Origin of the sequence: Pseudomonas sp. NPDC087639 (genome assembly GCF_044743385.1) — a bacterium.
Lineage (GTDB): Bacteria > Pseudomonadota > Gammaproteobacteria > Pseudomonadales > Pseudomonadaceae > Aquipseudomonas.
In genome coordinates, this window is record NZ_JBIUWI010000008.1 from 88,896 (window position 1) to 111,210 (window position 22,315).

The 22,315-nt window shown below is 59.5% G+C and carries 21 protein-coding genes and 1 tRNA gene; 7 read left to right on the forward strand and 15 right to left on the reverse strand.

Going from position 1 to position 22,315, the window contains the following annotated elements; genetic code table 11:
• Nucleotides 1-66: 66 nt before the first annotated feature.
• From ACIOVB_RS06150 to ACIOVB_RS06170, 5 genes are all read right to left on the reverse strand, one after another.
• Entirely contained in the window at nucleotides 67-1,905 is a 1,839-nt protein-coding gene (locus tag ACIOVB_RS06150; RefSeq protein ID WP_401265817.1) for an amidohydrolase, read from the reverse strand.
• Between the two features lie 30 nt (nucleotides 1,906-1,935).
• Nucleotides 1,936-2,562: an antibiotic biosynthesis monooxygenase gene (locus ACIOVB_RS06155; RefSeq protein ID WP_187676986.1), complete on the reverse strand. Its 627-nt coding sequence runs from the start codon at nucleotides 2,560-2,562 to the stop codon at nucleotides 1,936-1,938.
• Complete coding sequence (locus ACIOVB_RS06160; RefSeq protein ID WP_401265819.1) at nucleotides 2,555-2,971, reverse strand: DoxX family protein; 417 nt, start codon at nucleotides 2,969-2,971, stop codon at nucleotides 2,555-2,557. Before ACIOVB_RS06160 ends, ACIOVB_RS06155 begins: the two co-directional genes overlap by 8 nt.
• Nucleotides 2,972-3,178: 207 nt before the next feature.
• Nucleotides 3,179-4,102, reverse strand: a complete 924-nt coding sequence (locus tag ACIOVB_RS06165) for a LysR family transcriptional regulator (protein ID WP_187676984.1) — start codon at nucleotides 4,100-4,102, stop codon at nucleotides 3,179-3,181.
• 54 nt (nucleotides 4,103-4,156) lie between these two features.
• On the reverse strand, nucleotides 4,157-5,149 hold the full coding sequence (locus ACIOVB_RS06170) for an MBL fold metallo-hydrolase (protein ID WP_401265823.1): 993 nt from the start codon (nucleotides 5,147-5,149) through the stop codon (nucleotides 4,157-4,159).
• A gap of 254 nt (nucleotides 5,150-5,403) precedes the next feature.
• On the opposite strand from ACIOVB_RS06170, the gene ACIOVB_RS06175 reads away from it, so the two are divergent.
• Nucleotides 5,404-5,859 carry a helix-turn-helix domain-containing protein gene (locus tag ACIOVB_RS06175; RefSeq protein WP_187676982.1) on the forward strand — a complete coding sequence of 152 codons (456 nt, stop codon included), beginning with the start codon at nucleotides 5,404-5,406 and terminating at the stop codon, nucleotides 5,857-5,859.
• Nucleotides 5,860-5,882: 23 nt separating this feature from the next.
• Here ACIOVB_RS06175 and ACIOVB_RS06180 read toward each other — a convergent pair whose 3' ends face one another.
• Nucleotides 5,883-6,452, reverse strand: a complete 570-nt coding sequence (locus ACIOVB_RS06180) for a flavodoxin family protein (RefSeq protein WP_401265860.1) — start codon at nucleotides 6,450-6,452, stop codon at nucleotides 5,883-5,885.
• Between the two features lie 357 nt (nucleotides 6,453-6,809).
• Here ACIOVB_RS06180 and ACIOVB_RS06185 point away from each other — a divergent pair, with 357 nt between their 5' ends.
• The gene (locus ACIOVB_RS06185; protein WP_401265826.1) at nucleotides 6,810-9,620 is read left to right on the forward strand and encodes an ATP-binding protein; all 2,811 of its coding nucleotides are present in this window, start codon (nucleotides 6,810-6,812) and stop codon (nucleotides 9,618-9,620) included.
• Here the strand turns inward: ACIOVB_RS06185 and ACIOVB_RS06190 are convergent.
• Together ACIOVB_RS06190 and ACIOVB_RS06195 are read right to left on the reverse strand one after the other, a co-directional pair.
• Complete coding sequence (locus tag ACIOVB_RS06190) at nucleotides 9,585-11,054, reverse strand: ATP-binding protein (protein ID WP_401265828.1); 1,470 nt, start codon at nucleotides 11,052-11,054, stop codon at nucleotides 9,585-9,587. The genes ACIOVB_RS06185 and ACIOVB_RS06190 overlap by 36 nt on opposite strands.
• Before the next feature lie 90 nt (nucleotides 11,055-11,144).
• Nucleotides 11,145-12,095 carry a GlxA family transcriptional regulator gene (locus ACIOVB_RS06195; RefSeq protein WP_187676979.1) on the reverse strand — a complete coding sequence of 317 codons (951 nt, stop codon included), beginning with the start codon at nucleotides 12,093-12,095 and terminating at the stop codon, nucleotides 11,145-11,147.
• A 220-nt stretch (nucleotides 12,096-12,315) separates the two neighbouring features.
• On the opposite strand from ACIOVB_RS06195, the gene ACIOVB_RS06200 reads away from it, so the two are divergent.
• A complete protein-coding gene (locus ACIOVB_RS06200; RefSeq protein ID WP_401265831.1) occupies nucleotides 12,316-13,038 on the forward strand; it encodes a pirin family protein in 723 nt (240 codons plus the stop codon).
• Nucleotides 13,039-13,087: 49 nt separating this feature from the next.
• Here the strand turns inward: ACIOVB_RS06200 and ACIOVB_RS06205 are convergent, their stop codons facing one another.
• Nucleotides 13,088-13,564: a hypothetical protein gene (locus ACIOVB_RS06205; protein ID WP_401265834.1), complete on the reverse strand. Its 477-nt coding sequence runs from the start codon at nucleotides 13,562-13,564 to the stop codon at nucleotides 13,088-13,090.
• A 182-nt stretch (nucleotides 13,565-13,746) separates the two neighbouring features.
• Nucleotides 13,747-14,622 carry a LysR family transcriptional regulator gene (locus ACIOVB_RS06210; RefSeq protein WP_401265837.1) on the reverse strand — a complete coding sequence of 292 codons (876 nt, stop codon included), beginning with the start codon at nucleotides 14,620-14,622 and terminating at the stop codon, nucleotides 13,747-13,749.
• Nucleotides 14,623-14,733: 111 nt separating this feature from the next.
• Between ACIOVB_RS06210 and ACIOVB_RS06215 the strand changes: the two genes are divergently transcribed.
• The 3 genes from ACIOVB_RS06215 to ACIOVB_RS06225 all read left to right on the forward strand — a co-directional run bounded on the left by ACIOVB_RS06215 (nucleotide 14,734) and on the right by ACIOVB_RS06225 (nucleotide 18,041).
• Complete coding sequence (locus ACIOVB_RS06215; protein ID WP_401265840.1) at nucleotides 14,734-15,924, forward strand: YbfB/YjiJ family MFS transporter; 1,191 nt, start codon at nucleotides 14,734-14,736, stop codon at nucleotides 15,922-15,924.
• Nucleotides 15,925-15,985: 61 nt separating this feature from the next.
• Nucleotides 15,986-16,984: an NAD(P)H-quinone oxidoreductase gene (locus tag ACIOVB_RS06220; protein ID WP_401265842.1), complete on the forward strand. Its 999-nt coding sequence runs from the start codon at nucleotides 15,986-15,988 to the stop codon at nucleotides 16,982-16,984.
• 112 nt (nucleotides 16,985-17,096) lie between these two features.
• Entirely contained in the window at nucleotides 17,097-18,041 is a 945-nt protein-coding gene (locus ACIOVB_RS06225) for an alpha/beta hydrolase (protein ID WP_401265845.1), read from the forward strand.
• On the opposite strand, the gene ACIOVB_RS06230 is transcribed toward ACIOVB_RS06225, so the two are convergent.
• From ACIOVB_RS06230 to ACIOVB_RS06240, 3 genes are all read right to left on the reverse strand, one after another.
• Nucleotides 18,038-19,849, reverse strand: a complete 1,812-nt coding sequence (locus tag ACIOVB_RS06230) for an ABC transporter ATP-binding protein (RefSeq protein WP_401265848.1) — start codon at nucleotides 19,847-19,849, stop codon at nucleotides 18,038-18,040. The genes ACIOVB_RS06225 and ACIOVB_RS06230 overlap by 4 nt on opposite strands.
• A gap of 120 nt (nucleotides 19,850-19,969) precedes the next feature.
• Nucleotides 19,970-20,428 carry an anti-virulence regulator CigR family protein gene (locus tag ACIOVB_RS06235; protein WP_187677107.1) on the reverse strand — a complete coding sequence of 153 codons (459 nt, stop codon included), beginning with the start codon at nucleotides 20,426-20,428 and terminating at the stop codon, nucleotides 19,970-19,972.
• An 84-nt stretch (nucleotides 20,429-20,512) separates the two neighbouring features.
• A complete protein-coding gene (locus ACIOVB_RS06240) occupies nucleotides 20,513-20,842 on the reverse strand; it encodes a hypothetical protein (RefSeq protein WP_401265850.1) in 330 nt (109 codons plus the stop codon).
• A 231-nt stretch (nucleotides 20,843-21,073) separates the two neighbouring features.
• Between ACIOVB_RS06240 and ACIOVB_RS06245 the strand changes: the two genes are divergently transcribed.
• The gene (locus ACIOVB_RS06245) at nucleotides 21,074-21,352 is read left to right on the forward strand and encodes a hypothetical protein (RefSeq protein ID WP_401265853.1); all 279 of its coding nucleotides are present in this window, start codon (nucleotides 21,074-21,076) and stop codon (nucleotides 21,350-21,352) included.
• Nucleotides 21,353-21,867: 515 nt separating this feature from the next.
• On the opposite strand, the gene ACIOVB_RS06250 is transcribed toward ACIOVB_RS06245, so the two are convergent.
• Together ACIOVB_RS06250 and ACIOVB_RS06255 are read right to left on the reverse strand one after the other, a co-directional pair.
• A tRNA-Pro gene (locus ACIOVB_RS06250) sits at nucleotides 21,868-21,944 on the reverse strand.
• 89 nt (nucleotides 21,945-22,033) lie between these two features.
• The coding region (locus ACIOVB_RS06255) for a MerR family transcriptional regulator (protein WP_401265855.1) at nucleotides 22,034-22,315 on the reverse strand (282 nt) is incomplete at its 5' end.

The window sequence follows — 22,315 nt, forward strand, 5'->3', positions numbered from 1 at the left end:
AAACTCCTGGGTGGATGGTTGTTGCGTGAAGCGCCGACCGTCGAGGCCGGCGCTTTTGGGTAAGAATCAGAACGCGAAGCAGGAACAGCCGAACGCACCCCAGAAACCGGCGAAATCGCTGACCGGGGCATTCGACAGGCGCGCCTTTTCATGGCTGTGCGAGTGCACGGCGCACGCGCCGACGCATTGGTGCACCTGAGCCTGCATCGGCGCGTTCTGGCGCCAGTGGCCCGGGACTTTTGCCACTGGCGACCAGTCCGGCAGCACCGGCACGCTGGCTGGCCCGAGGTCCTGGAAGTCGCCCGCGGCGTAAACGATCTTGCCGCCAACCACGGTCAGTACGGACTCGATCCACTTGATGGCTTCTTCTTCGACGTGGAAGAAGTCCGCGCTCAGCGCCGCCAGATCTGCCAGTTGCCCGACTTTGATCTGGCCTTTCTTGCCCTGCTCGGACGAGAACCAGGCACTGCCGTGGGTGAACAATTCCAGCGCGGTGGTGCGCGGCAAACCTTCTTCGTACAGCGCCAGACCACCGACCGTGCGGCCGCTGACCATCCAGTACAGCGACGTCCACGGGTTGTAGCTGGAAACCCGCGTGGCGTCGGTGCCTGCGCCGACCGGCACACCTTCGGCGAGCATGCGCTTGATCGGCGGCGTGGCTTCAGCGGCTTTCGCGCCGTAACGGTCGACGAAGTACTCGCCCTGGAACGCCATGCGATCCTGAATCGCGATGCCACCGCCCAGCGCTTTCACCCGCTCGATGTTCTGCGGGGTGATGGTTTCAGCGTGGTCGAAGAACCACGGCAGACCGTTGAACGGAATGTCACGGTTGACCTTCTCGAACACGTCGAGCATGCGGCTGATCGATTCGTTGTACGTGGCGTGCAGACGGAACGGCCAGCGCTGTTCAACCAGATGGCGCACCACCGGTTCCAGCTCCTGCTCCATGGTTTGCGGCAGGTCCGGGCGCGGTTCGAGGAAGTCTTCGAAATCCGCTGCCGAGAACACCAGCATCTCGCCGGCGCCGTTGTGGCGCAGGAAGTCGTCGCCCTGGTGCAACTTGACGCTGCCGGTCCAGTTCTGGAAATCGGTCAGCTCTTCTTTCGGCTTCTGGGTGAACAGGTTGTAGGCGATACGCACGGTCAACTGGTCATCTTTGGCCAATTGCTCGATCACCTGGTAATCGTCCGGGTAGTTCTGGAAACCACCGCCGGCATCGATCGCGCTGGTCAGGCCGAGGCGATTGAGTTCGCGCATGAACTGGCGAGTCGAGTTGACCTGATACTCCAGCGGCAGCTTCGGCCCCTTGGCCAGCGTCGAGTAGAGAATCATCGCGTTGGGTTTGGCCACCAGCATGCCGGTCGGGTTGCCATTGGCATCACGGACGATCTCGCCACCCGGCGGGTTCGGCGTGTCACGGGTGTAACCGGCCACGCGCAATGCGGCGCGGTTGAGCAGCGCACGGTCGTACAGGTGCAGGACGAACACTGGCGTGTCCGGCGCGGCCTGGTTGAGTTCTTCGAGGGTCGGCATGCGTTTTTCGGCGAACTGGAATTCGTTCCAGCCGCCGACCACGCGCACCCACTGCGGCGTCGGTGTGCGGTCGGCCTGCTCCTTAAGCATGCGCAGCGCATCGGCCAGCGACGGTACGCCTTCCCAGCGCAGTTCGAGGTTGTAGTTCAAACCGCCACGGATCAGGTGCAAGTGCGAGTCGTTGAGACCGGGGATGACGCAGCGGCCGTGCATGTCGATCACTTGCGTGGATGAACCGCGCAGGGCCATGGCTTGGGTGTCGTTACCAACGACCACGAAACGGCCGTCCTTGATCGCCACGGCACTGGCCAGTGGTTTAGTGCGGTCTACGGTATGAAATTGGCCATTGAAGAGAATCAGATCGGCGTTCATCGCAGTTCCTTCGACAAAAAATGAATGGTTTCAGCGTGACGGGTGTTCTGTGGATTCGACGTGTGTATGGGCCTGACCGGCTTCCAGCCAGGGCGCAAACAAACGGGTCACGGGCGGCATGAACACGTACACCACCGACAACACGATGGTCAGGGTGATCAGGAACGTGGCAATCACGTAGTTGGAAAGCAGTGGGTGCAACCCGAGCAGCGGCCCCCAGATCAGCGGTACCAGCAGGGTGTGCGGAAAAATCACCAGCAAGGTGACCACCGCCTGCTTCCAGCGCGGCGGCGGCGAGGCGGCATCGGCCAGCGGCGCGAACCAGAATTCATTGACCGGGGCGACCTCAGTCTGGTCGCCATCAGCGAGCATCGGAGCGGCTTCATCGACCAGGGCCTGACGCTGCGGTGACTCCAGCCACAATTGCATCGCCTCGGTCGAGCAAAAGCGCAGCACACACGTGTAAGTATCGAGGCCGGCGCGCTTGCCGCGCACCACGTCGACGCCCAAGTGCCCTTCGCGCTGCCCCGCCACCCGTACGATATTGCGCAACCAGGCTTCATAGGCTGCTTCAAAACCGGCCTTGACCCGGTGCTTGACGATCAGCGTGACGGTCTCATCGGCCCCCGGTGCTTTTTGACTAAGGACTTCAGGCATAACGCAGTACTCCGGGTAAACGAACATTGAGCGCCAGCCGTCCCGGCCCGGCGATAAACACAGTGGCAAACAGGATCAACAGCAACCAGCCGAACTGCCCTTCAGCCACACTCCATTGCGGATGCACGACTAACAGCGCTACCAGCAGCACAAACAGAATAGGCAAGCAGGCCAATCGCGCCAGCACCCCGCCGACGATCAGTAGCGGACAGAGGACTTCGGCGAAGATCGCCAGACATAAGGTCAGTTGGGCACCGAGGTGGAACGGGTCTTCGATCATTTGCAGTTGGGCTGTAAAGTCCAGCAGCTTGGGCAAGCCGTGTACCCACAGCAGAAACAATCCACCGCTGACCCGTAAAAACAGTAAACCGAGGTCGCGCGCCCGTTCGTCTCGTTGCAAAGCATTCATGACCCGACCCTTTAAATGTCATTGACCTGAATAATGCCAATGCAGGGCGGGGAGAAATTGGATGGATGTGCTCTCTTTCTTTCAGTCACCTAAAACCAATGTGGGAGCGAGCCTGCTCGCGATAGCGGTGTGTCATTCAACATTGAAGTCGACTGACCGGGCGCCATCGCGAGCAGGCTCGCTCCCACAGGGGATTTACGTTTTTCTTCAGGCTGGCGGAATATCCAGCGATGCCGACATGAACTGGCTGATCCGCGAGCGCAACCACTTCTCCGCCGGGTCGTTGTCATGCACCCCGCTCCAGGCCATCGACAATTGCGCCGCCTCAATCGGGAACGGTGGATCTTCGGCGCGCAGGGCGCAGCCTTCAACCAGCGCACAGGCGGCGTAATCCGGCACGGTGGCGATCATTTCGGTGCCCGCCAGCAAAGCGCGCAAGCCGCTGAACTGCGGCACGCCAAGCACCACGCGACGGCAACGGCCAAGCTTGGCCAGATCCAGATCGATGTTGCCGCTCAAGTCACCGGAGAAGGACACCATCGCGTGCGGCCGTTCGCAGTATTCGTCCAGCGTCAGCGGCCCCGGACGGTCGTCGCCGCGCAGGACTTTGCAGGGAATGTCGCGCAGTTTCTTGCGTTTGGCGTTGGCCGGCAGATCGGTGGTGTAGCTGACGCCAACCGAGATTTCTCCGGAGGCCAGCAGCGCCGGCATCAGCAAATAGTTAGCGCGGCGCACCACGACCACAATCCCCGGCGCTTCCTCCTGAAGTTGGCGCAGCAGCGGCGGAAACAGACCGAATTCGGCGTCATCCGACAGACCAATGCGAAACACCTCGCAACTGCTCGCCGGTTCGAATTCCTTGGCCCGGCTGACCGCCCCGGAAATAACGTCCATTGCCGGTTGCAGCTCTTTGAGAATCGCCAGGGCGCGGGCGGTCGGCTCCATGCCGCGACCGTTGCGCAACAGCAACGGATCATCGAACAGATCCCGCAAGCGGCCGAGCGCCGCGCTCACGGCGGGTTGGCCCATAAACAGTTTTTCGGCGACGCGGGTCAGGTTCTTTTCGAACATCAGTGCTTCGAAAATCACCAGCAGGTTCATGTCGACGCGACGCAGATCGTTACGGTTCATGGGCTCGTGTTCCTTGCCTGGAGGTCTTGTTCAGTCATGCGAAAGCGCCGTACTTTACTCGATCAACGGTACTTTGGCCGCGCGTTTGTAAGGGCCGTATTCCACCGGCACCCATTGGAAATGCTTGTCGATGGCGGTGACGTGACCGATCCCCGGAAACGGCAGGTGCGCGGCGGTCACCCAGGTTTTGCTGGCGGCAGCAGCGCTGAACACGGCGTTACGGCTTTTGATGGCCTGCTGACTGTTGACGTCAAAACTGATCGACACTTCAGGGTGTTCGAACTGCACGGCAAGGTTATGCACCAGATCGCCCACGAACACGATGCTCTGGTTCTGCGAGGTAAATCGGTAAGTGGTGCTGCCTGGCGTGTGCCCGCTTTCAAGTTGCGCCTCGACCACGCCTGGCAGGGGTGATTGCCCTGGCGTGAAGGTTTTGAAGCGGCCGGCGGCCACGTAGGGCGCCGTGGAATCCTGAGCGATTTTGAAGAACTCTTTCGCCCCGGCCGGTGCCTTGGCCAAGGCCTGCGGATCAAGCCAATAGTCAGCTTCAGCCTTGGCCGCATACACCGTGGCGTTGGCGAAAATCGGTTTTTGCTGAGCGTCGACTAATCCGCAAACGTGATCCAGATGCAGATGGGTCAGCAGGATGGTATCGACCTGTTCCGGTTTGTAGCCCGCTGCCTGCATGTTCGCCGAGAGCTGGCCGGCAGTCGCGCCAATGCACTGCCCGGCGCCCGTGTCGACCAGGATCAACTGTTTGCCGGTGTTGACCAGAAACGCGTTGAACGCCGTTTGCACACCCGGGGTTTCAATCGAACGGCGAGCGAGCAATGCACGGATCTGCCCCTGACTCATGCCCTGAAGCAGTTTGGGCGACAGATCGTTGTAGCCGTCGAACAGCGCGGTCACTTCATAGTCGCCCAACGCCAAACGGAAGTAACCGGGCGCCTGCGTACCGACCTGCGGCGCTTGTGCCACAGCACTACCGGCCGCCAACGCGAGTGCCAAACCGAGTGTGCCCAATGCAGCGTGCAACGAACCTGTCATGCGAGTCCCCTTGCTTGATCGATCTTCGACGGCACCGAACGTGTGCCTCTTATTAGTCGTCATCCTCGCCGATCCGCCCCGTCGCCGACTTGCAGCGATGTGCTGAGTTCAAAGTTTTGCGGCGCAATTAACAACGTTTAACTCGTCAGTCCTCCGGCCCCGTCCAACAATGAAACCCACTGCGAAACATTGTTTTCTTGACCAGAGGGGAAAGCACCCAGCGTGCGTCCCCTCCCCCGACACGGACATTGGCCATGGCTCACTTACAACAAACAGTCGCCCTCGCCCCCGCCAGCGAATCCCGCACACCGCGCATCGGCGGCCTCAGTCCACAGCGCGAACGGCGAGTCAAACAGTTGATCCTCGATCGCCTGGGTGAAAGCCTGGAGGTCACCGAACTGGCAGAGGCATGTTCGTTGTCACGCAGTCATTTTTCCCGAGCGTTCAAGTGCAGTACCGGGCTCTCGCCACAGGACTGGATCCGGACTCAGCGCATCGCCCGCGCCAAGCTGTTGATCCAGCACACGCACTTGAGCCTGACGCAGATCAGTCTGGAATGCGGTTTCTGTGATCAGGCGCACTTTTGCCACATCTTCACCCGTAGCGAAGGGATCAGCCCGTTTGCCTGGCGCTGTCGTGAAGTGCCGGATATGAAGCTCAAAAGATCGCAACCTTCGCCAGCGTCTGCCGGCATGCGCCTTGCAGTGTAGGCGCCGATCCTATCGCCCCTTCCTCACTTGTACCTCAACCGCTGCGCCACTTGTGCCACCCGCTCACCCAGATGGGCCGCCGTGCGCCGGTCTTCGAGCGGCGGCGCCTGCTCGGGCGTCTGTTCGACATTGGATTGGGACATCGCACCGAGCGAGCTGCCCAGACGGTTCAATTGCCCATCAAAGAACCCGGCCGCCGAGCGCGCCGGGAGCAAATCGAGCCCAACCCATATCATCGAATGTTGCGCGGCGAACACCGCCATTTGCAGCAACGTATTGAGCTTGTCGCCGCACAGACTGCCGGAATTGGTGAACCCCGCAGCGACCTTGTCGCGCCACGGTTTGGCCAGATAGAACGCCGCGCTGGCCTCCATGAATTGCTTGAAGCCCGCCGACGCGCTGCCCATGTAGGTCGGCGCGCCGAAGATGATCGCATCGGCGCGGTGCAACTCATCCCAATAGCGTTCGACTTCTTCTACCGCGACCAACCGACAGGTACTGCCCAGGTGCCGTTCGACGCCCTGCGCCACGGCTTCGGCCATGACGCGTGTGTGGCCATAACCGCTGTGATAGACCACCACCACGTTGCTCATTGCGCCGTCCTCCGGACGAGTGCATTCCATTGCAGCCATCAGGTCTGTGCCTGAGGTTGAACTTGTTTGATCGGAGTTTTGAGGCTGGAGCGGACGCAGACGAGTTAATCGTTGTTAATTGTCCGTGGCGCAGAGCGGTGATTTGGGCATTGCAGTGTGTAAAAACGGAAGTTACGCCATAGCGTTTCGAGTGTTGACGGCAATCTGCACGTTGCACTGGCGCCAGAACCTGAGGAATATGTCCGCAAACTGCGGATTAGAAGGCTTGCGTGCAACTGACGCCCTGATCCGCCCTGCCCTTCACGGAGGCTTCACAAGCCTGGGGCAGGATGACAAGAATTTCGCAGGAGTGAGCGGTTGAGTCTTTCCCCGAATCAGGCCATCGGTTTCGGCCCCTATCGGATTCATCCTGGACAACGGCTGGTGCTTGAGGGCGACCAGCCGTTGCGCCTGGGCCGACGCGCCATGGACATTCTGCTGATCCTGCTGGCGCATGCTGGCGAAGTCGTGAGCAAGCAGCAATTGATCGCCGGGGTCTGGCCGGACAGCGTCGTGGAAGACATCAACCTGCGGGTTCACATGGCCGCCCTGCGCAAAGCACTCGGCGATGGTCAGGCCGGACAGCGATACATCGTCACCGTGGCACAGCGCGGCTACAGTTTTGTCGCACCGCTCGTGCTGCAATTGATCGAACAACCCACCTGCGCCGGGACCGGCACGCGGCATAACCTGCCGCTGCGCCGCACGCGAATGATCGGCCGGCAGCCGCTGGTCGACAGCCTGATCAGGCAGTTGCCGCGCCAGCGCTGCATCACGCTGGTCGGCCCCGGCGGTATCGGTAAAACCACCGTGGCCCTGCGCGTTGCCGAACAGATGATCGGCCACTATCGGGACGGTATTCGGCTGCTGGATCTGTCGCCCATCAACGACGCGCGAATGATCTGCTCGCACCTGGCGGCCCTGCTTGATGTGCTACTGCATGACAACGAGCCGCTGACCAGTCTGGTCAACGCCCTGCGCGAGCGCCAGATGCTGCTGGTGATCGACAATTGCGAACACCTGATCGACGCCGTGGCGCTGATCGGCGAGAGCATTTTGCGCGGTGCGCCACAGGTCCACATTCTGGCCACCAGCCGCGAGAGCCTGCGTGCCGAAGGCGAGTATGTGCAGCGTCTTGAGTCCCTTGATTACCCGCCGCCGATTGCCGTGCTTGATCGCGTACAGGCGTTGAGTTTTTCTGCACTGCAACTGTTTGCCGAACGCGCACTGGCGGCTCACGAGGGCTTCGAACTCAGTGACGCCGAGTTGCCCGATGCCATTGAAATCTGCCGTCGTCTGGACGGTATTCCGCTGGCGCTGGAGCTGGCGGCGGCACAGGTCGCCGAACTGGGTCTCAATGGTTTGTTGAGCCAGTTGCAGGGCCGCTTGCCGGCATTGGCCGCCGGCAATCAAAGCAGTGTGGAGCGTCATCTCACTCTGCGTGCCACGCTGGACTGGAGCTTCAACCTGCTCACCGATTGCGAACAGACTTGCCTGCGCCGACTCGGCGTGTTTCGTGGCGGCTTCACGCTGGAGTCCGCCGCTGCCGTGATCGGTGGCCAGCACATCAAGCCCGGCGAAGTGTTTGGCTCGATCACGCAACTGGTGGCCAAGTCGTTGCTCAACGTCGAAGTCGGTGATGAAGAGGTGTTCTACCGGCTACTCGATACCACGCGCCGTTATGCCCTGGAAAAGCTCGACCAGTGCGCCGAACTCGCCGAAACCCGCGAACGCCATGCTGAACGCTGCCTGGCACTTATGTATCAGGGGCAGACCGATTGGGAAAACACCCCAACCGACCTCTGGATCGAGCGTTATGCACGCGGCCTGGAAGACTTGCGCGCGGCGCTGGACTGGAGCCTGAACGGTGTCGGCCCCAATGATGTAGGGATTTATCTGGCCGCGACCTCGGCACCGCTGTGGCAAGAGCTGTCGCTACTCAAGGAATACGGTGGTTACGTGCGTCAGGCGCTGGCCCTGCTCGAAAACGCTGATGAGGCTTGCCCTCGGGTGAAAATCGCCTTGAAACTGGCGCTCGGCAGCGCCTGCTACCACACCTGGGGCGGCACCCCGGAAACCATCGCGGCCTTCGTCGACGCCCACGCGCTGGCACAGGAACTTGACGATGTAGCCGGGCAACTGCGCGCGGTGTCCGGCCACATGGCAGTCAACCTCAGCTGTGGCCACTATCGACTGGCGCTGGAACAGAGCGAACAGTTCGATCGACTCGGCGTGCACGGCGATCCGCTACTGTCGCTGAGCACGCATCGTTTGCGAGTATTGGCGCTGCATTACGCCGGCGACCAGCCGCAGGCGCGCCTGCATGCAGAGCAAGTGATTCAGCGCATGGCGCAAAGCGGTAATCTCAACCGCTTCACCCATGGCTTCGGCGTGCAGTACGACCAAAGCGTCGCCTCATTGACGGTGCTCGCCCGGGTGTTATGGCTGCAAGGCTTCCCGGAACAAGCCTGGCGTACGGCACGGCAGGCACTGGACATCGCCGTGCAAATCAATCACGGCACCTCGATCTGCTACACCCTGGCGTTGGCCAGTTGCCTGATCGCTCATTACAACGGAGACCAGCAAAACGCCCGTGCTTTGCTGAATCTGTTGCTGGAGCAGGCACAGAAGCATTCGGTACTGCTGTTCTATCGATGGGCACGGCACTACGCGCAGGTCATCGACGCCGATACCGCCGCGCCGATGCCAACCGATGACAGCGGCCTGATCAGGGAAATCATGGTGACGCTGGACAGTGGCTTTGTTGATGATGCGTTGCTTGAACGGGCACAGAGCGGTGCAGCAGGCTGGAGCGCGGCAGAAATTTTGCGCGCTCGGGCGGATCGATTGTTGAATGAAGAATCGGGTTGCCCTAAAACCAACAACACTCAGCAAGCAGAAGATGTATTGCGCCAAGCGCTGTTGATCGCTCAAACCCAAGGCGCTCTGGCCTGGGAATTGCGCAGTGCCACATCGCTGGCCCAACTGTGGCAACGGCAGAACCGCTATCGCGAAGCGCTGGACCTGTTGAGTCCGATATACCAACGCTTCACCGAAGGCTACGCGACACCGGACTTGCGCAAGGTGCGCGTGTTACTCGACGAGTTGGGCGGTCAACTGCGAACCTGAAGCCAAACGACTGCGACTGACTTGGCGCGCATGCCGGCGCACGTAGTCGCTGGACTCACCACTGCGCTCCAGTTGCTCGCGGGCATAACGACGGGTTGTGTTGAGCATGCGATAGCGCACCCCGGCACTGCCCCGTTCCACCGTCAGCAAGGACTTCTGCGCCAACCGCTCAATTATCAAGGCCAGCGTCGACGGTGGTAATTGCGCGCAACTGATCACCCCCATCGCGGCATCAATGGCAAACGCCATTTTGAACACTGACAGGCGTTGCAGCACCCGTTGTTCCTGATCGTTCAGGTGCTGATAACTCCAGTCCAGCGCAGCTTTCAAGGTTTGATGGCGGGGCACGGCCGTACGCCGGCCATGACTGAGCAATTGCAGACAATTGTCGAGCTGTGACTGCAACCCGACCATCGCCAACGCATCGATGTGCGCCGCCGCCAGTTCAATCGCCAACGGCAGCCCGTCGAGTCGTCGACAGATGTCACGCACGGCATGGAGATCCTGTTCGCGCAGGGTAAAACCCTGCTGCCGGGCACGGGCACGACTGACAAACAACTGCACTGCCGAATAGCCCATGGTCTCCTCGACACTGCTCAACGCCGAGGATTTTGGAATGACCAGCGGCGGCAGGATCTGCACCGTCTCCAGACTGGCCTGCAATGCTTCACGACTGGTGGCGAGAATCGACAGCCTTGGCGCGGCCTCCAATAAACGTTCAACCAAAGTCTTGCAGGCTTCGCGCAGGTGCTCGCAGTTGTCCAGCACCAACAACGTGTGGCGGGCAGACAGCGTGACAAGATCGGTATCAAGGGTTTGCAACAGATGATCGAGCAGTGGCGTCGCGTCGTTGACTACCGCCAAATCCACCAGCCATACCCCGTCACGAAAGTGCTGTAACAGCAATTCCGCAGCGCGCAACGCCACCGTGGTTTTACCGACACCCGCAGGCCCCGTCACGGTCATCAACCGGCACAGCGGCAATTGCCGCACCATCGAGCCCACCACTGAGTCGCGACCGGTGACCGGCGTCAGCCGCACAGGCAAGTTGTGTTGCGGTGCCTGGAGGTTTTCCAGGGCCACTTGCGCGGTACTGTCGCCGTGCACCGGAGCAACGAAACAGTAGCCGCATTGCGGCACGTTGACGATGTAGCGTTGGCCGTTCTCACCATCACCGAGGGCCCGTCGCAGGGCAGCAATGTGTACGCGAAGATTGATCTCCTCAACCACCGACGTGGGCCAGACCCGCGCAATCAACTCTTCCTTTCTGACCACTCGACCCGCGCGCTCGACCAACACCTGCAGAATGTCCAGCGCACGCCCGCCCATGCGCAGTGGCCGATCCCCTTCGAGGATCAGCCGTTGGCGCAGATGAAAGGCGTAGGGGCCGAAATGCAGCACGGTCGCCTGGTTCAAATCGTTGAGGCTGTTCATGCCAACTATCTTGGCAGCCTGCGATGACGGCACAACCTCCGTACAGGGCGCATCACGGACATCCGGGTGCGCGTAACGGACAGAACCGCTCTAGCTGAACTGTTCGCGGTACTGCACGGGGGTCAGGCCGAGTTTTTCAGCGAACAACAGGCGCATGTGCCGGACACTGCCAAAACCGCTCTTGTAGGCCACGGTTTTCAAAGGCAGATCACTGGTTTCCAGCAGATTTCGTGCGCAGTCGATGCGTGCACTTTGCAGGAACTCCATGGGTGTCATATTGATGTCGCGGGCAAAAATCCGCGCAAAGTGCCGCGCACTCATGTTGGCCAACCCAGCCATGCGCTCGACGCTGAAAGCTTCGTCGAGGTGCTCCAGCACGTAATTCTGTACTCGGGTGACCGGTGTTTCCAGAGGGGCGACCGCTGCCATCAAAGGGCTGAACTGAGCCTGTCCGCCCTGACGCTTCATCACCACCAGCAACACTTTGGCGACGTCCTGGGCCAGCTTCTTGCCGTGATCCTGGGCGACCAATGCCAGCGCCATGTCGATGCCGGCCGTGACCCCGCCTGAGGTGATGAGATTGCGATCCTCGATGAAAATCTGATCGGTTGCGACGCTAGCCTTCGGAAAAGCCTTGATCAGGCGTTCGGTGTAGTTCCAGTGGGTAGTCACCCGATAGCCATCGAGCAACCCCGCATGTCCGAGCACGAAGGCGCCAGTGCAGATCGAACCGTATCGCTCGGCACAGGGTACGGCTGCTTTCAGCCAGGCAAGCAGCGCCGGGTGTCTTTCGTTGTAAGCCCCCGGCCCTCCCGGCACCAGCAGCAAGTCGTAGCGCTCAGGGGCATCTTCTATATGCCGGTCGGTGTGTACCAGCACACCATTGGATGCCCGTAACGGGCCGCGCTCGGTGCCAAGGGTGGTCAGTTGATAGTGCAACTCCGGTTTCAAATAGCGATTGGCCACCGAAAACACCTCCAGCGGCCCAGCCATATCGAGCAGAAGAAAGTCGGGGAACAACACCATTGCCACGGTTTTCATGAGGTAAACATCACTGATAAAGAAGGGTAAACGGACAAGACAGGCTGAGCATTATGGCCAACTGCGGCGCAGTCGTCGGAAAAAAATACGTGATCGACCGCACACAACTGTCAACCAAAACAGGACAGTATTTCAATTTTCATCTACTTATTGCCTTGAAGAGTAAACAGTAACCTTCTCCTCACTCGGACGAATTCACGTCCCCCAAGGAGATTTCATCATGCTGACTCTTCGCAAAGCCTCCGATCGTGGCCTCGCCAATCATGGCTGGTTGAAGTCGTTCCACACCTTTTCCTTTGCCAGCTACCGCGATCCGCGTGAACAGGGTTTTTCCGACCTGCTGGTGATCAACGATGACCGCGTTGCCGCCGGCAAGGGTTTCGGCCAACACCCGCATCGCGACATGGAGATCTTTTCCTACGTGCTTGAAGGTGCGCTGGAACATAAAGACACCCTGGGTACAGGCTCGGTAATCCGCCCAGGCGACGTACAACTGATGAGCGCCGGCAGCGGCGTGGCGCACAGTGAGTTCAACCATTCGGCCACCAAGCCTGTGCACTTCCTGCAAATATGGATTGTGCCGGACGTCGGCGGCGCCAAACCGCGCTACCAGCAGGAGCACTTCAGCACGCAGAAAAAACGCGGTCGTCTGCAACTGATCATCTCGCCGGAGGGTAGCGATGGTTCGCTGACAGTGCGCCAGGATGCGCGGGTCTATGCTGGGCTGTTCGACGGCAAAGAGAGTGCCACCCTGAAGCTGCAAGCCAACCGTTACGCCTACGTGCATGTGGCACGCGGTAGCGTTGAACTCAATGGCCAGTTGTTGCAGGAAGGTGACGGCGTGCGGGTTCGCGAGGAACAGGCGCTGACCTTGAGCAACGGCGTGGATGCCGAGGTATTGGTGTTTGATCTGCGGCCTCAGGAATTGCCGCAGATGCCATGAGGCAGGGTTTCAACGCCCACAAGAACGGCCTTCATTTGAAGGCCGTTCTTTATTGTGGCGTGCTCGGTAATGGCGACACGGCAGGTTTAGGCGGATGGGTGTCCTTGCCTGCTTGAACCGCCGACAAAGTCGTTTGAATCGCTACATAGACGTTGGCTTGATTGGCGTAATAAGTCGCCACGACTATGCCGACGATCCCGAGAAAATACACAGCGGTTGCAGCCCAATAATTCGCCTTGATCGTAGAGGCCTGTCGGACTGCCTCTTTTGACTCTAGAGCGATTTGCTGCACATTTGCAGAAATGGAGTTGTAGCGGTCGAGCAGCGCCTTGTCTCGCTCGAGCTGAACATCCAGAAACCCCTCGATTTTCGCTGACACAGATTCGACCCGAGCATCCATTCTTGCCTCAATGGTCTCGATCCTGGCGTTGAATTCTTCACGACTGATAGCGTTCATGGCTTGAATGTTATGCCCTTTGCTCAATGTGATGGTGCTTTGACATTGCTCAAATTCCCTGGCGTTCAATCCGATTCCCTTCCTTGGGTTACCGATACCTTCCCTGGCGCATCACTCACAAGCGAATTTTCTGTTGCTGCGAGTCACATCAACAATAGGGCCGGTCTCCCAAGCCCACAAGCCGGCAGATTCTGCTGTGGATGTAGGGCGTTTCGTCAGACGACGTAGCTTCTCCAAAGCGCTTTAAGCCGTCACTCATTCTCCAGCGCAAATGCCTCGACAATCTGTTCAATCACTGCCCGAACCCGCGCGGTATGGCGCAAGTCCGCGTGGGTCACCAGCCACACCTCATACGGTTGCGGACGATTGCGCTCCGGCCAAAGCCTGACCAGGCCGTCACGCTCGCCCATATACACCGGGATTTCTCCTACACCCAGACCCGCCGCAATCGAGCGGCGCACCAACAGACTGGAACTCAGGCTGGCGACAATCCGCCCGCGATGCAGCGGTTCGGAAACCAGCGTCATGTCTTTGTTCGTCTGCAAATACGGCTGGTAGACCACCAGGTCATGGCCTTCGAACGCCGTGCCCTGCGGTGGAGCGCCCTTGGCGTCGATATACGCCTGTGACGCGAACAATCCTACCGGCCAGCGGGCAATCCGCCGGGCGATGAGGTCCGGATTGTCAGGCCGGGTGTTGCGCACGGCGATATCCGCCTCGCGCTTGGCCAGGCTGAGGATCTGCGTGGAGGCATCCAGTTGCACGCGCACGTCCGGGTGTTGCTCGTGCAGACGGGCGATGGCCGGGATCAGGAAGTCGATGGCCAGCGAATCGGTGGTGCTGACGCGCACGATACCGGTCAGGCGATCATCCAGCCCCTGAATCTGCCGCTCCAGCTCCAGCGCCGAGTGCTCCATTTTCTCAACGCTTTTGAACGCCGCTTCGCCGACCGCCGTCAGCGCATAACCGTCGGACGTGCGCAGGAACAACGTCGCGCTCAGGGACTTCTCCAGCGCCGTGATCCGTCGCCCGACGGTGGCCTGATCCACGCCCAGTAACCGCGCCGCGCCGCGTAATGTCGACTCCCGACATACTGCGAGAAAAACCCTTGCATCGTCCCAATTCATTCTGTCCCCACCCAATGCAAATCTGCATCACTAGAAAGCTAAATCGCTGCATTAACGCAGCAAAGATAGCCGATATGCTGAGCGCCATAAACCTTCCTCAGGATTGCTGTCATGCGTACATCAACCTCAGCGTTACCGATCTTCGCGGGACTCTGCGCCAGCCTGGTCAGCATCGGCCTGGCGCGTTTTGCCTATACACCGCTGATTCCATCACTGATTCAGGCGCAGTGGTTTTCCGCCCACGATGTGGTCTACCTCGGCGCGGCCAATCTGGTCGGCTACCTGATTGGCGCCCTGCTCGGCCGACCGATAGCGCGGCACCTCGGCAATAAAAACGCCCTGCGGCTAATGATGCTGCTGGTTACCGCCGCGTTTTTTGCCTGTGCGTTTCCGATATCAGTCAGTTGGTTCTTTGGCTGGCGTTTGCTCTCGGGGATCACGGGTGGCGCGATCATGGTGCTGGTGGCGGCGACCGTACTGCCTCATGTGCCAGCGTCCCGCAAAGGGCTGGCCAGTGGAGCGATTTTTCTGGGCATCGGTCTGGGGATTGCCGGTTCCGGGACAATCGTGCCGCCGCTGTTGAGCCTTGGCCTGCAAGCCACCTGGTTGGGGCTGGGCGGATTGTCGTTGTTGCTGACGGCACTGAGCTGGTTTGGCTGGCCTTCCGATTTACCGCACCCGACTGCGACCCACGAGGTTGCGGCCGTTGAGCCAACGCCGCCCGCCGTCTATCTGCTGTTCGCCCAGTACGCGTTTATGGCCGCAGGTTTGGTGCCGGCCATGGTGTTCCTGGTGGATTACGTGGCTCGCGGGCTCGGTGCGGGGGCGCATATTGGCGCACTGGTGTGGGTCATGTATGGCCTGGGTGCAATCGTCGGGCCGGTGAGTTATGGCTTTCTGGCGGATCGGCTTGGCGCACGGATGGGCATCCGACTGGTATTGGCGGTGCAGGCGATTGCGCTGGGGCTGTTGGCGATTTCCCAATCCTTTATGGCGCTGGCCGTGCTGGCAGTGATTATCGGTTCATTCCCACCCGGCATCGTGCCACTGGCCCTGGCTCGCGTGCATGAGTTGGTGCCGAATCATCATCGCCAACAAATCGCCTGGAGCCGCGCCACCGTATCGTTTGCCACGTTTCAGGCGCTGGCCGGGTTTGCCTATTCGGCGTTGTTCAATGCCACGGGCGGCCATCATGCATTGCTGTTCGTGATCGCTGCCGGCGCGATTACAGTGGCGCTTTTGCTGGAGCAGGCCCTGAAATGGCTGCCCTCCTCGACTGAACAACGCTACTGCGCAAATTGAAGGGAATCATTGCCTGCGGGCCGTGCTCCGATCTACAGAACCTCTAGCAACAGGAATCGACATGTCCTTACCCAACGAAATGACCCGAATCGAAATCACTGAACCCGGCGGCCCTGATGTCCTGCAAGCCAAACGCGTGCCGCTACCGGTGGCCGCAGCAGGTGAAGTGCTGATCCGTGTGCATGCCGCCGGAATCAACCGCCCGGACGCCTTGCAGCGTGCCGGCAAATATCCGATGAAGCCCGGCATGAACCCGATTCCCGGCCTGGAAGTCGCGGGTGAAGTGGTGGCGCTCGGCGCCGGAGTCAGCCAGTTTGCCGTGGGCGACAAGGTTTGTGCGCTGACCAATGGCGGCGGGTATGCCGAATATTGCACAGTCCCGGCGGGCCAGACGTTGCCAATCCCCGATGGCCTCGACTGGGTGCAGGCCGCCGCGATCCCGGAAACCTTCTTTACCGTATGGGCCAATCTGTTCAGCCTCGGCGGCGCCAGCCGGGGGCAACGTGTATTGATTCATGGCGGCACCAGCGGCATCGGTACCACCGCTCTGATGCTCTGCCGCGAATTCGGCATCGAATCCTTCGCCACCGCCGGCAGCCCTGAAAAATGTGCGGCGATTCGTGAACTGGGTGGCGAGGCGATCAACTATCGCGATCAAAATTTTACTGAAGTCGTCGCCGAAAAAACCGCTGGCCAGGGTGTGAATGTGATTCTCGACATCATGGGCGGCTCGTACTTCAACGGTAACGTTAGCGCCCTGGCGATGGACGGGCGGTTGGTAATGCTCGGTTTTCTCGGCGGCGCCAAGGCCAACGACGTGGACCTGCTGGCAATCCTCGGCAAACGCGCGGTAGTCACCGGGTCGCTGCTGCGCGCACGAACCACTGCGGAGAAAGCCGCCATCGCCGACGCATTGCGCGAGCACGTTTGGCCAGCACTGAACGCCGGACGCTGCCTGCCGATGATCGACAAGGTTTACTCACTCTCCGACGCGGCGCAGGCCCATGCGCACATGGAAGCCGGCGACCATATCGGCAAGATTGTGCTGCGGGTCGACTGAGCCGTTGCAGCATTTTGTAATCGTTGCGCATGCACGGTGGTCGAAAATATCGCGCGCAGACCGAGGCATCTGGTAAAAAGCGTTCTTTGTCTGCGCCGTGGTGAAACGTTTAATGTTCCTTTCCTTCATGACTCGTCTGCGCCGTCGCCGCTTGGCGTTTGCCTGCATGGCCGCCTTGATTATCGGCGTGCCGACGAGTTGTGCCGTGCTGGAACATACCGAACGCAAACTGCTGTTTCGCATCGAACCGGGCACGGCCGGCTGGTATCGCGGCCTGCCCGGCAGCGTGCAGGAACTCGATCTGCAACCGAAGAGTTTCAAGGCCGGGCAAAACATTCATGCCTGGTGGTGGCCGGCGGAAAAAGCCAACGCACCGGCGATTCTCTATCTGCACGGCGTGCGCTGGAACCTCACCGGGCAGTTGTTCCGCATCGAGCAATTGCGCGCGGCGGGCTACTCGGTACTGGCCATCGATTACCGGGGGTTCGGCAAGAGCAAGGGTGATCTGCCATCGGAAAGTAGCGTTTACGAAGATGCCCGGGTGGCCTGGGAGCGTTTCAAACTGCTGCAACCGGATCCGCAAAAACGCCTGATTTACGGTCATTCCCTCGGGGGCGCTGTGGCGATCGATCTGGCGGCCGAACTCGGTCAGGACGCCACCCGCAGTCACTCGCCGCTACCGGTGCGCGGTCTGGTGATCGAGTCGACGTTCACGTCGCTGGCGGATGTCGCTGCCGCCGTGGCCAACACCTCGCTACCGGTGCGCTGGCTGCTGTCGCAGAAATTCGATTCCGTCGACAAGATCGCCGATATTCATATGCCGCTGTTGGTGGTGCATGGTCTGGCAGATGCTTTCGTGCCGTCGCGCTTCAGTGAGCAACTGTTCAACGCCGCGCAACAACCCAAGCGCCTGCTGCTGATACCGGGCGCCACGCACAACAACAGCATGGCGCTGGGCGGACAGAATTATCGCAAGGCAATCGATGCGTTGATGCAGACCAAACCTGCTCCGCGGATTGCCGGGCCAGCGGCGCTGCGCAGCGCACGGGACTCCTAGCGATAGCCGCGGGCCTGCAAATCGAACAGTTGGGCGTAATGCCCTGAAACGGCGATCAGATCTTCGTGGCCGCCCTGCTCGAGTATCCGGCCCTGCTCCAAGACAATGATGTGATCAGCATTGCGCACACTGGAAAAACGGTGCGAGATCAGCAAGGTCATCCGGCCATCCGTGTGTTGGCTGAAATGCTCGAACACTGCCGCCTCTGCCGCCGGGTCAAGGGCTGACGTCGGTTCGTCGAGGATCAGGACGTCGGCATCACGCCGCATATAGGCCCGGGACAAGGCAATTTTCTGCCATTGCCCGCCAGACAACTCCTGACCACCGGCAAACCAACGCCCCAGTTGTGTCGCATAACCACGGTCAAGGGCTTCGATAAAGGGCGCTGCCATGCCTTCGGCTGCGGCCTCTTTCCAGCGCTGTTGATCGTTGAACGCAAGCGTGTCGCCGACGCCGATGTTTTCTCCAACGCTGAACTGGTAGCGGATGTAATCCTGGAAAATCACGCCAATGCGCTGCCGTAATGTGGTTTCCTCCCAATCCTGCAAATCGCTGCCATCAAGCAGAATCCGCCCTTGATCGGGACGGTAGAGCCGGGTCAGCAACTTGATCAGCGTGGTCTTGCCTGAGCCGTTTTCCCCGACCAGCGCCATGCTCTTGCCCGGCACCAGATGCAAGTCAATGCCTTCCAGTGCCGCACGACTTGCACCGGGGTAACGGAAACCGACGTTTTCGAAGCGCAACCCATCGCCCGGTCGTGCGCCGGCAGTCAGGTGACCGCTGTCGGCGAGAACCGGCTCGGCCAGGTATTCATAAAGACTCGTGAGGTACAGGCCATCTTCGTACAAACCACTGATTGCGCTCAGACTGCTACTGACTGCACTTTGCCCTTGTTTGAACAGCACCAGGTACATGGTCATCTGACCCAGGCTGATATTGCCATGCACCGCATCAATCACCACCCAGGCGTACGCCACGTAAAACGCCGCCGTGCCCAGCAAGCCGAGACCGAAACCCCAACTATCGCGGCGTAACGTCAGGCGCCGGTCTTCGGCACAGAGTTTGGCGAAGGTGTCGCGATAGCGTTGCAACAGCAGCGGAGCGAAACCGAAGAGCTTGACCTCTTTGATGTAGGCCTCGTGGGACAGCAGGGTTTCGATGTAACTCTGCTGGCGGCTCTCCGGCGCGCGACGGGTGAACAGCCGAAAAGCATCACCGGAAAAATGCGCCTCGGCGAAGAACACCGGCAACGCACCGATCACCAGCAGCACCAATGCCCACGGGGAAAAATGCACCAGCAGCACACCGAAGCTGATCAGCATGATCAGGTTCTGGATCAGCCCCAGCGACTTCATGACCAACGCCAGTGGCCGTGTCGAGGCTTCGCGGCGCACGCGCACCAGTTTGTCGTAGAACTCAGAGTTCTCGAACTGCACCAATGACAGAGTCTGAGCTTTCTCCAGAATCAACGTGTTGACCTTCTGCCCCAACTGCACCCGCAACAACGACTGCTGCACCGACAACGCCCGTTGTGTAGCGGACAGCAACGCCAGCACACCCGCCTCCAGCAGCACATAACGCAACACCGGCCATAACGGCGCATCACCCTGCTGCGCGTGCAACTGCATGGCTGCGACCACTGCATCGACAATCCGCTGCCCCAACCATGCCGCGAGTGCCGGCAGCACACCTGCAATCAATGTCGCCAGCACCAAGCCCAGAAACAAACCGCGCGACGTCCCCCAAACCAATCGCAAGGCGCGTTGCGCCTGGTCGAGTAACGAAGTGACGCGGGAAAATGCAGGCATGGGACATCGGACTCGGCAGGTGAATAGAGCGCGACATGGTACTCCGCTGCTCCTGCTACGACTTATTCAAGGTATTAAAAAGCCCAACCTGAAAAGGTTGGGCTGATGGCTGACTTGCGCTCAATCAAAGGCACCATTGAGCACTTCATAGATAAGACCCGTGGCGAGTGCGACCAGAATCAAATCCGTACCCGCCTGCTGCCATTCGTAGCCGTCATAGCGCGGGAGGTGGCCAAGCAGGCGATTGTCGAGTTTTTTCGCGATACCCGGCGGCAGCGGCTTGCCGCGAGCCAGGTTTTTCTGGATGCCCGGAGGCAGTGCAGGGCCTGGGCTCCAGTAGTCGCGATAGCCGCCAATCACACCGATCACATTACCTCGGTCGACAGCCGGGCCATGACTCCAATCGTCACGCCCCGCATTTTTGCCTTTGTTCCCTTGGCCCTGGCCCTGGGAATTGTGGGGATTGCCTTTACCATTGCCCTGCCCTTTACCGTTACCGGGATCGGCCAGCGCCACCGACGAGCCGGCGGCCAGAACAAGTGACATCAAACCTGCAACCCATCGAGTTGATCTGAACATATCCGTACTCTCAGACAGTGGGATCATCCACTGAACTGTAGACCGCGATTGGCCAATTGGTTCTGGATGTCGAGTAGTCCCCGTCTATCGCTGGGCCAGTTCATGTCGCACGCACTGCTCGTAGTAGGTCTGCTTGACCGCCGCCGGTTTGAGCTTTGAGCTGCTGTTGTAGGTCTGTTCGGTAATCCCCATTGCAGTCATGCGCATCCATGGCTGCTGAAATCGACGTACCTGCAATTGTTTACGCGCACCATACAAAGACATCCCTGAGAGCTTGGATCGCTGCGCTCCTGCGGCGATATCCGAGCCCCAGGTACAGGCGAAACGATGGCTTTTGCTTAACTCTTTTGCCTGTACTCCCGAGGCAAAGACAGCCAGGGAAAGCGTTGCAACGGTTATGACAATCGTCCGCATATAGCCAACCTAACCTTTTGAAAAAAGGCGAGTTTGACGATGAAAGGACAACTCGGGGGCCAGCAGTTTGCCGCTTTTTGCCAATATCTGGCGACAACTCGCCAAGCCAAAGGCTCAGCCAAATGACGCGGGTTGCAAGTCGGTAATTACTACCACTCGTCCATCGCCGCGCACCTTTTCCCGACTCACAATTCCAATGCAGTACACCCCATCGCGTGGAAGGTTTGGATGATGAACAAGAAAATTATGGCGGTATCGTTTGCCAGTCTGTTGCTCATCGGGCCGGCATGCGCCTTGGCAACAGAGAAAACCAGCGCTGACTCCGCCGCGCCACCGAATGCCCTGCCGGGCGTCAATCAATCGAAAAGCACGCGCGCCAATGATGAGAAGGCGAACAAAAAGGGAGAGGAGTCTTCAGGGGGAAATGCGGGTGCGCAAGCCCATGAAACTGAAAAAGATGCGGCGACGTCGAGTGACTCGGAAGATATCGAGAAAAAACCCGATCAGTAAATACCCGAACAGCATGACCGATATCGAGTCTTTCCCTATTAGCGACTAGCGAGGCCTGGCGCGATAGCAATATGATGCCACCACTGGAATCCCAAGAAGGGTAACCAGAGGAAAATCTATCCAAGGAATGCACATAAAGACTTCGTTATCAGCGTCAACAACACCGTTCTCTACATTGCACTGGCAGTCATCTGGATTGCTGCACTGGTAATGCTGAGCCAGAGTTTTCTCGCAGCCATCAGCACCTTCGTCATCGGCACTTTGAGCTGGTGCATCATCTCAGGCTTCTGGTTCGTTCAATCCGCGACCTACGAAGAGCTTCGCAAGCTAAACGCAAAAAATGGCTGATTTATCGAGAACGCTCGACTGCGCGGCACCGACGGAGAAATATCGGGCAACTGCAATCCATTTGCGCAGCCCGCCCTGATAAACACCAAATTCAAACAAGTCCGGAAAAACTCACACGCATGAAAAAGGCCAATGCTGTGAACATTGGCCTAAGTCATTGAATTATATGGTCGGGACGGAGTGATTCGAACACTCGACCCCTAGCACCCCATGCTAGTGCGCTACCGGACTGCGCTACGCCCCGACTGGTTTTGCAACTCGCTCTTCACCTCGAAGAACGCTCAAGAATATATCGCAAGCTTTTGAAAACTGGAAGTATTCAAACGCTGCTTTTTATTTCTTGAGTACCACCAGAACATCTTCGAGCTCAGCGATCATCTGGCGGATCATTTGCTTGTATTGGGTGGTGTCGTCTTTGGCTTCATCGCCGGACAAACGCAAGCGTGCGCCGCCGATGGTGAACCCTTGGTCGTAAAGGAGCGCGCGGATCTGCCGGATCATCAGTACATCCTGGCGCTGATAATACCGGCGGTTTCCGCGGCGTTTGACGGGGTTGAGTTGAGGAAACTCCTGCTCCCAGTAGCGCAGCACGTGTGGCTTTACGGCACACAGCTC

Bases quoted from the DNA above. Each gene is read 5' to 3' on its own strand.
- ACIOVB_RS06180 (WP_401265860.1), bottom strand. From the start codon at position 6,452: ATGAGCAACGTGGTGGTGGTCTATCACAGCGGTTATGGCCACACACGC.
- ACIOVB_RS06245 (WP_401265853.1), top strand. From the start codon at position 21,074: ATGAACAAGAAAATTATGGCGGTATCGTTTGCCAGTCTGTTGCTCATC.
- ACIOVB_RS06190 (WP_401265828.1), bottom strand. From the start codon at position 11,054: ATGAACAGCCTCAACGATTTGAACCAGGCGACCGTGCTGCATTTCGGC.
- ACIOVB_RS06200 (WP_401265831.1), top strand. From the start codon at position 12,316: ATGCTGACTCTTCGCAAAGCCTCCGATCGTGGCCTCGCCAATCATGGC.
- ACIOVB_RS06170 (WP_401265823.1), bottom strand. From the start codon at position 5,149: ATGACAGGTTCGTTGCACGCTGCATTGGGCACACTCGGTTTGGCACTC.
- ACIOVB_RS06150 (WP_401265817.1), bottom strand. From the start codon at position 1,905: ATGAACGCCGATCTGATTCTCTTCAATGGCCAATTTCATACCGTAGAC.
- ACIOVB_RS06215 (WP_401265840.1), top strand. From the start codon at position 14,734: ATGCGTACATCAACCTCAGCGTTACCGATCTTCGCGGGACTCTGCGCC.
- ACIOVB_RS06195 (WP_187676979.1), bottom strand. From the start codon at position 12,095: ATGAAAACCGTGGCAATGGTGTTGTTCCCCGACTTTCTTCTGCTCGAT.
- ACIOVB_RS06155 (WP_187676986.1), bottom strand. From the start codon at position 2,562: ATGCCTGAAGTCCTTAGTCAAAAAGCACCGGGGGCCGATGAGACCGTC.
- ACIOVB_RS06160 (WP_401265819.1), bottom strand. From the start codon at position 2,971: ATGAATGCTTTGCAACGAGACGAACGGGCGCGCGACCTCGGTTTACTG.
- ACIOVB_RS06210 (WP_401265837.1), bottom strand. From the start codon at position 14,622: ATGAATTGGGACGATGCAAGGGTTTTTCTCGCAGTATGTCGGGAGTCG.
- ACIOVB_RS06225 (WP_401265845.1), top strand. From the start codon at position 17,097: ATGTTCCTTTCCTTCATGACTCGTCTGCGCCGTCGCCGCTTGGCGTTT.
- ACIOVB_RS06165 (WP_187676984.1), bottom strand. From the start codon at position 4,102: ATGAACCGTAACGATCTGCGTCGCGTCGACATGAACCTGCTGGTGATT.
- ACIOVB_RS06235 (WP_187677107.1), bottom strand. From the start codon at position 20,428: ATGTTCAGATCAACTCGATGGGTTGCAGGTTTGATGTCACTTGTTCTG.
- ACIOVB_RS06220 (WP_401265842.1), top strand. From the start codon at position 15,986: ATGTCCTTACCCAACGAAATGACCCGAATCGAAATCACTGAACCCGGC.
- ACIOVB_RS06230 (WP_401265848.1), bottom strand. From the start codon at position 19,849: ATGCCTGCATTTTCCCGCGTCACTTCGTTACTCGACCAGGCGCAACGC.
- ACIOVB_RS06240 (WP_401265850.1), bottom strand. From the start codon at position 20,842: ATGCGGACGATTGTCATAACCGTTGCAACGCTTTCCCTGGCTGTCTTT.
- ACIOVB_RS06175 (WP_187676982.1), top strand. From the start codon at position 5,404: ATGGCTCACTTACAACAAACAGTCGCCCTCGCCCCCGCCAGCGAATCC.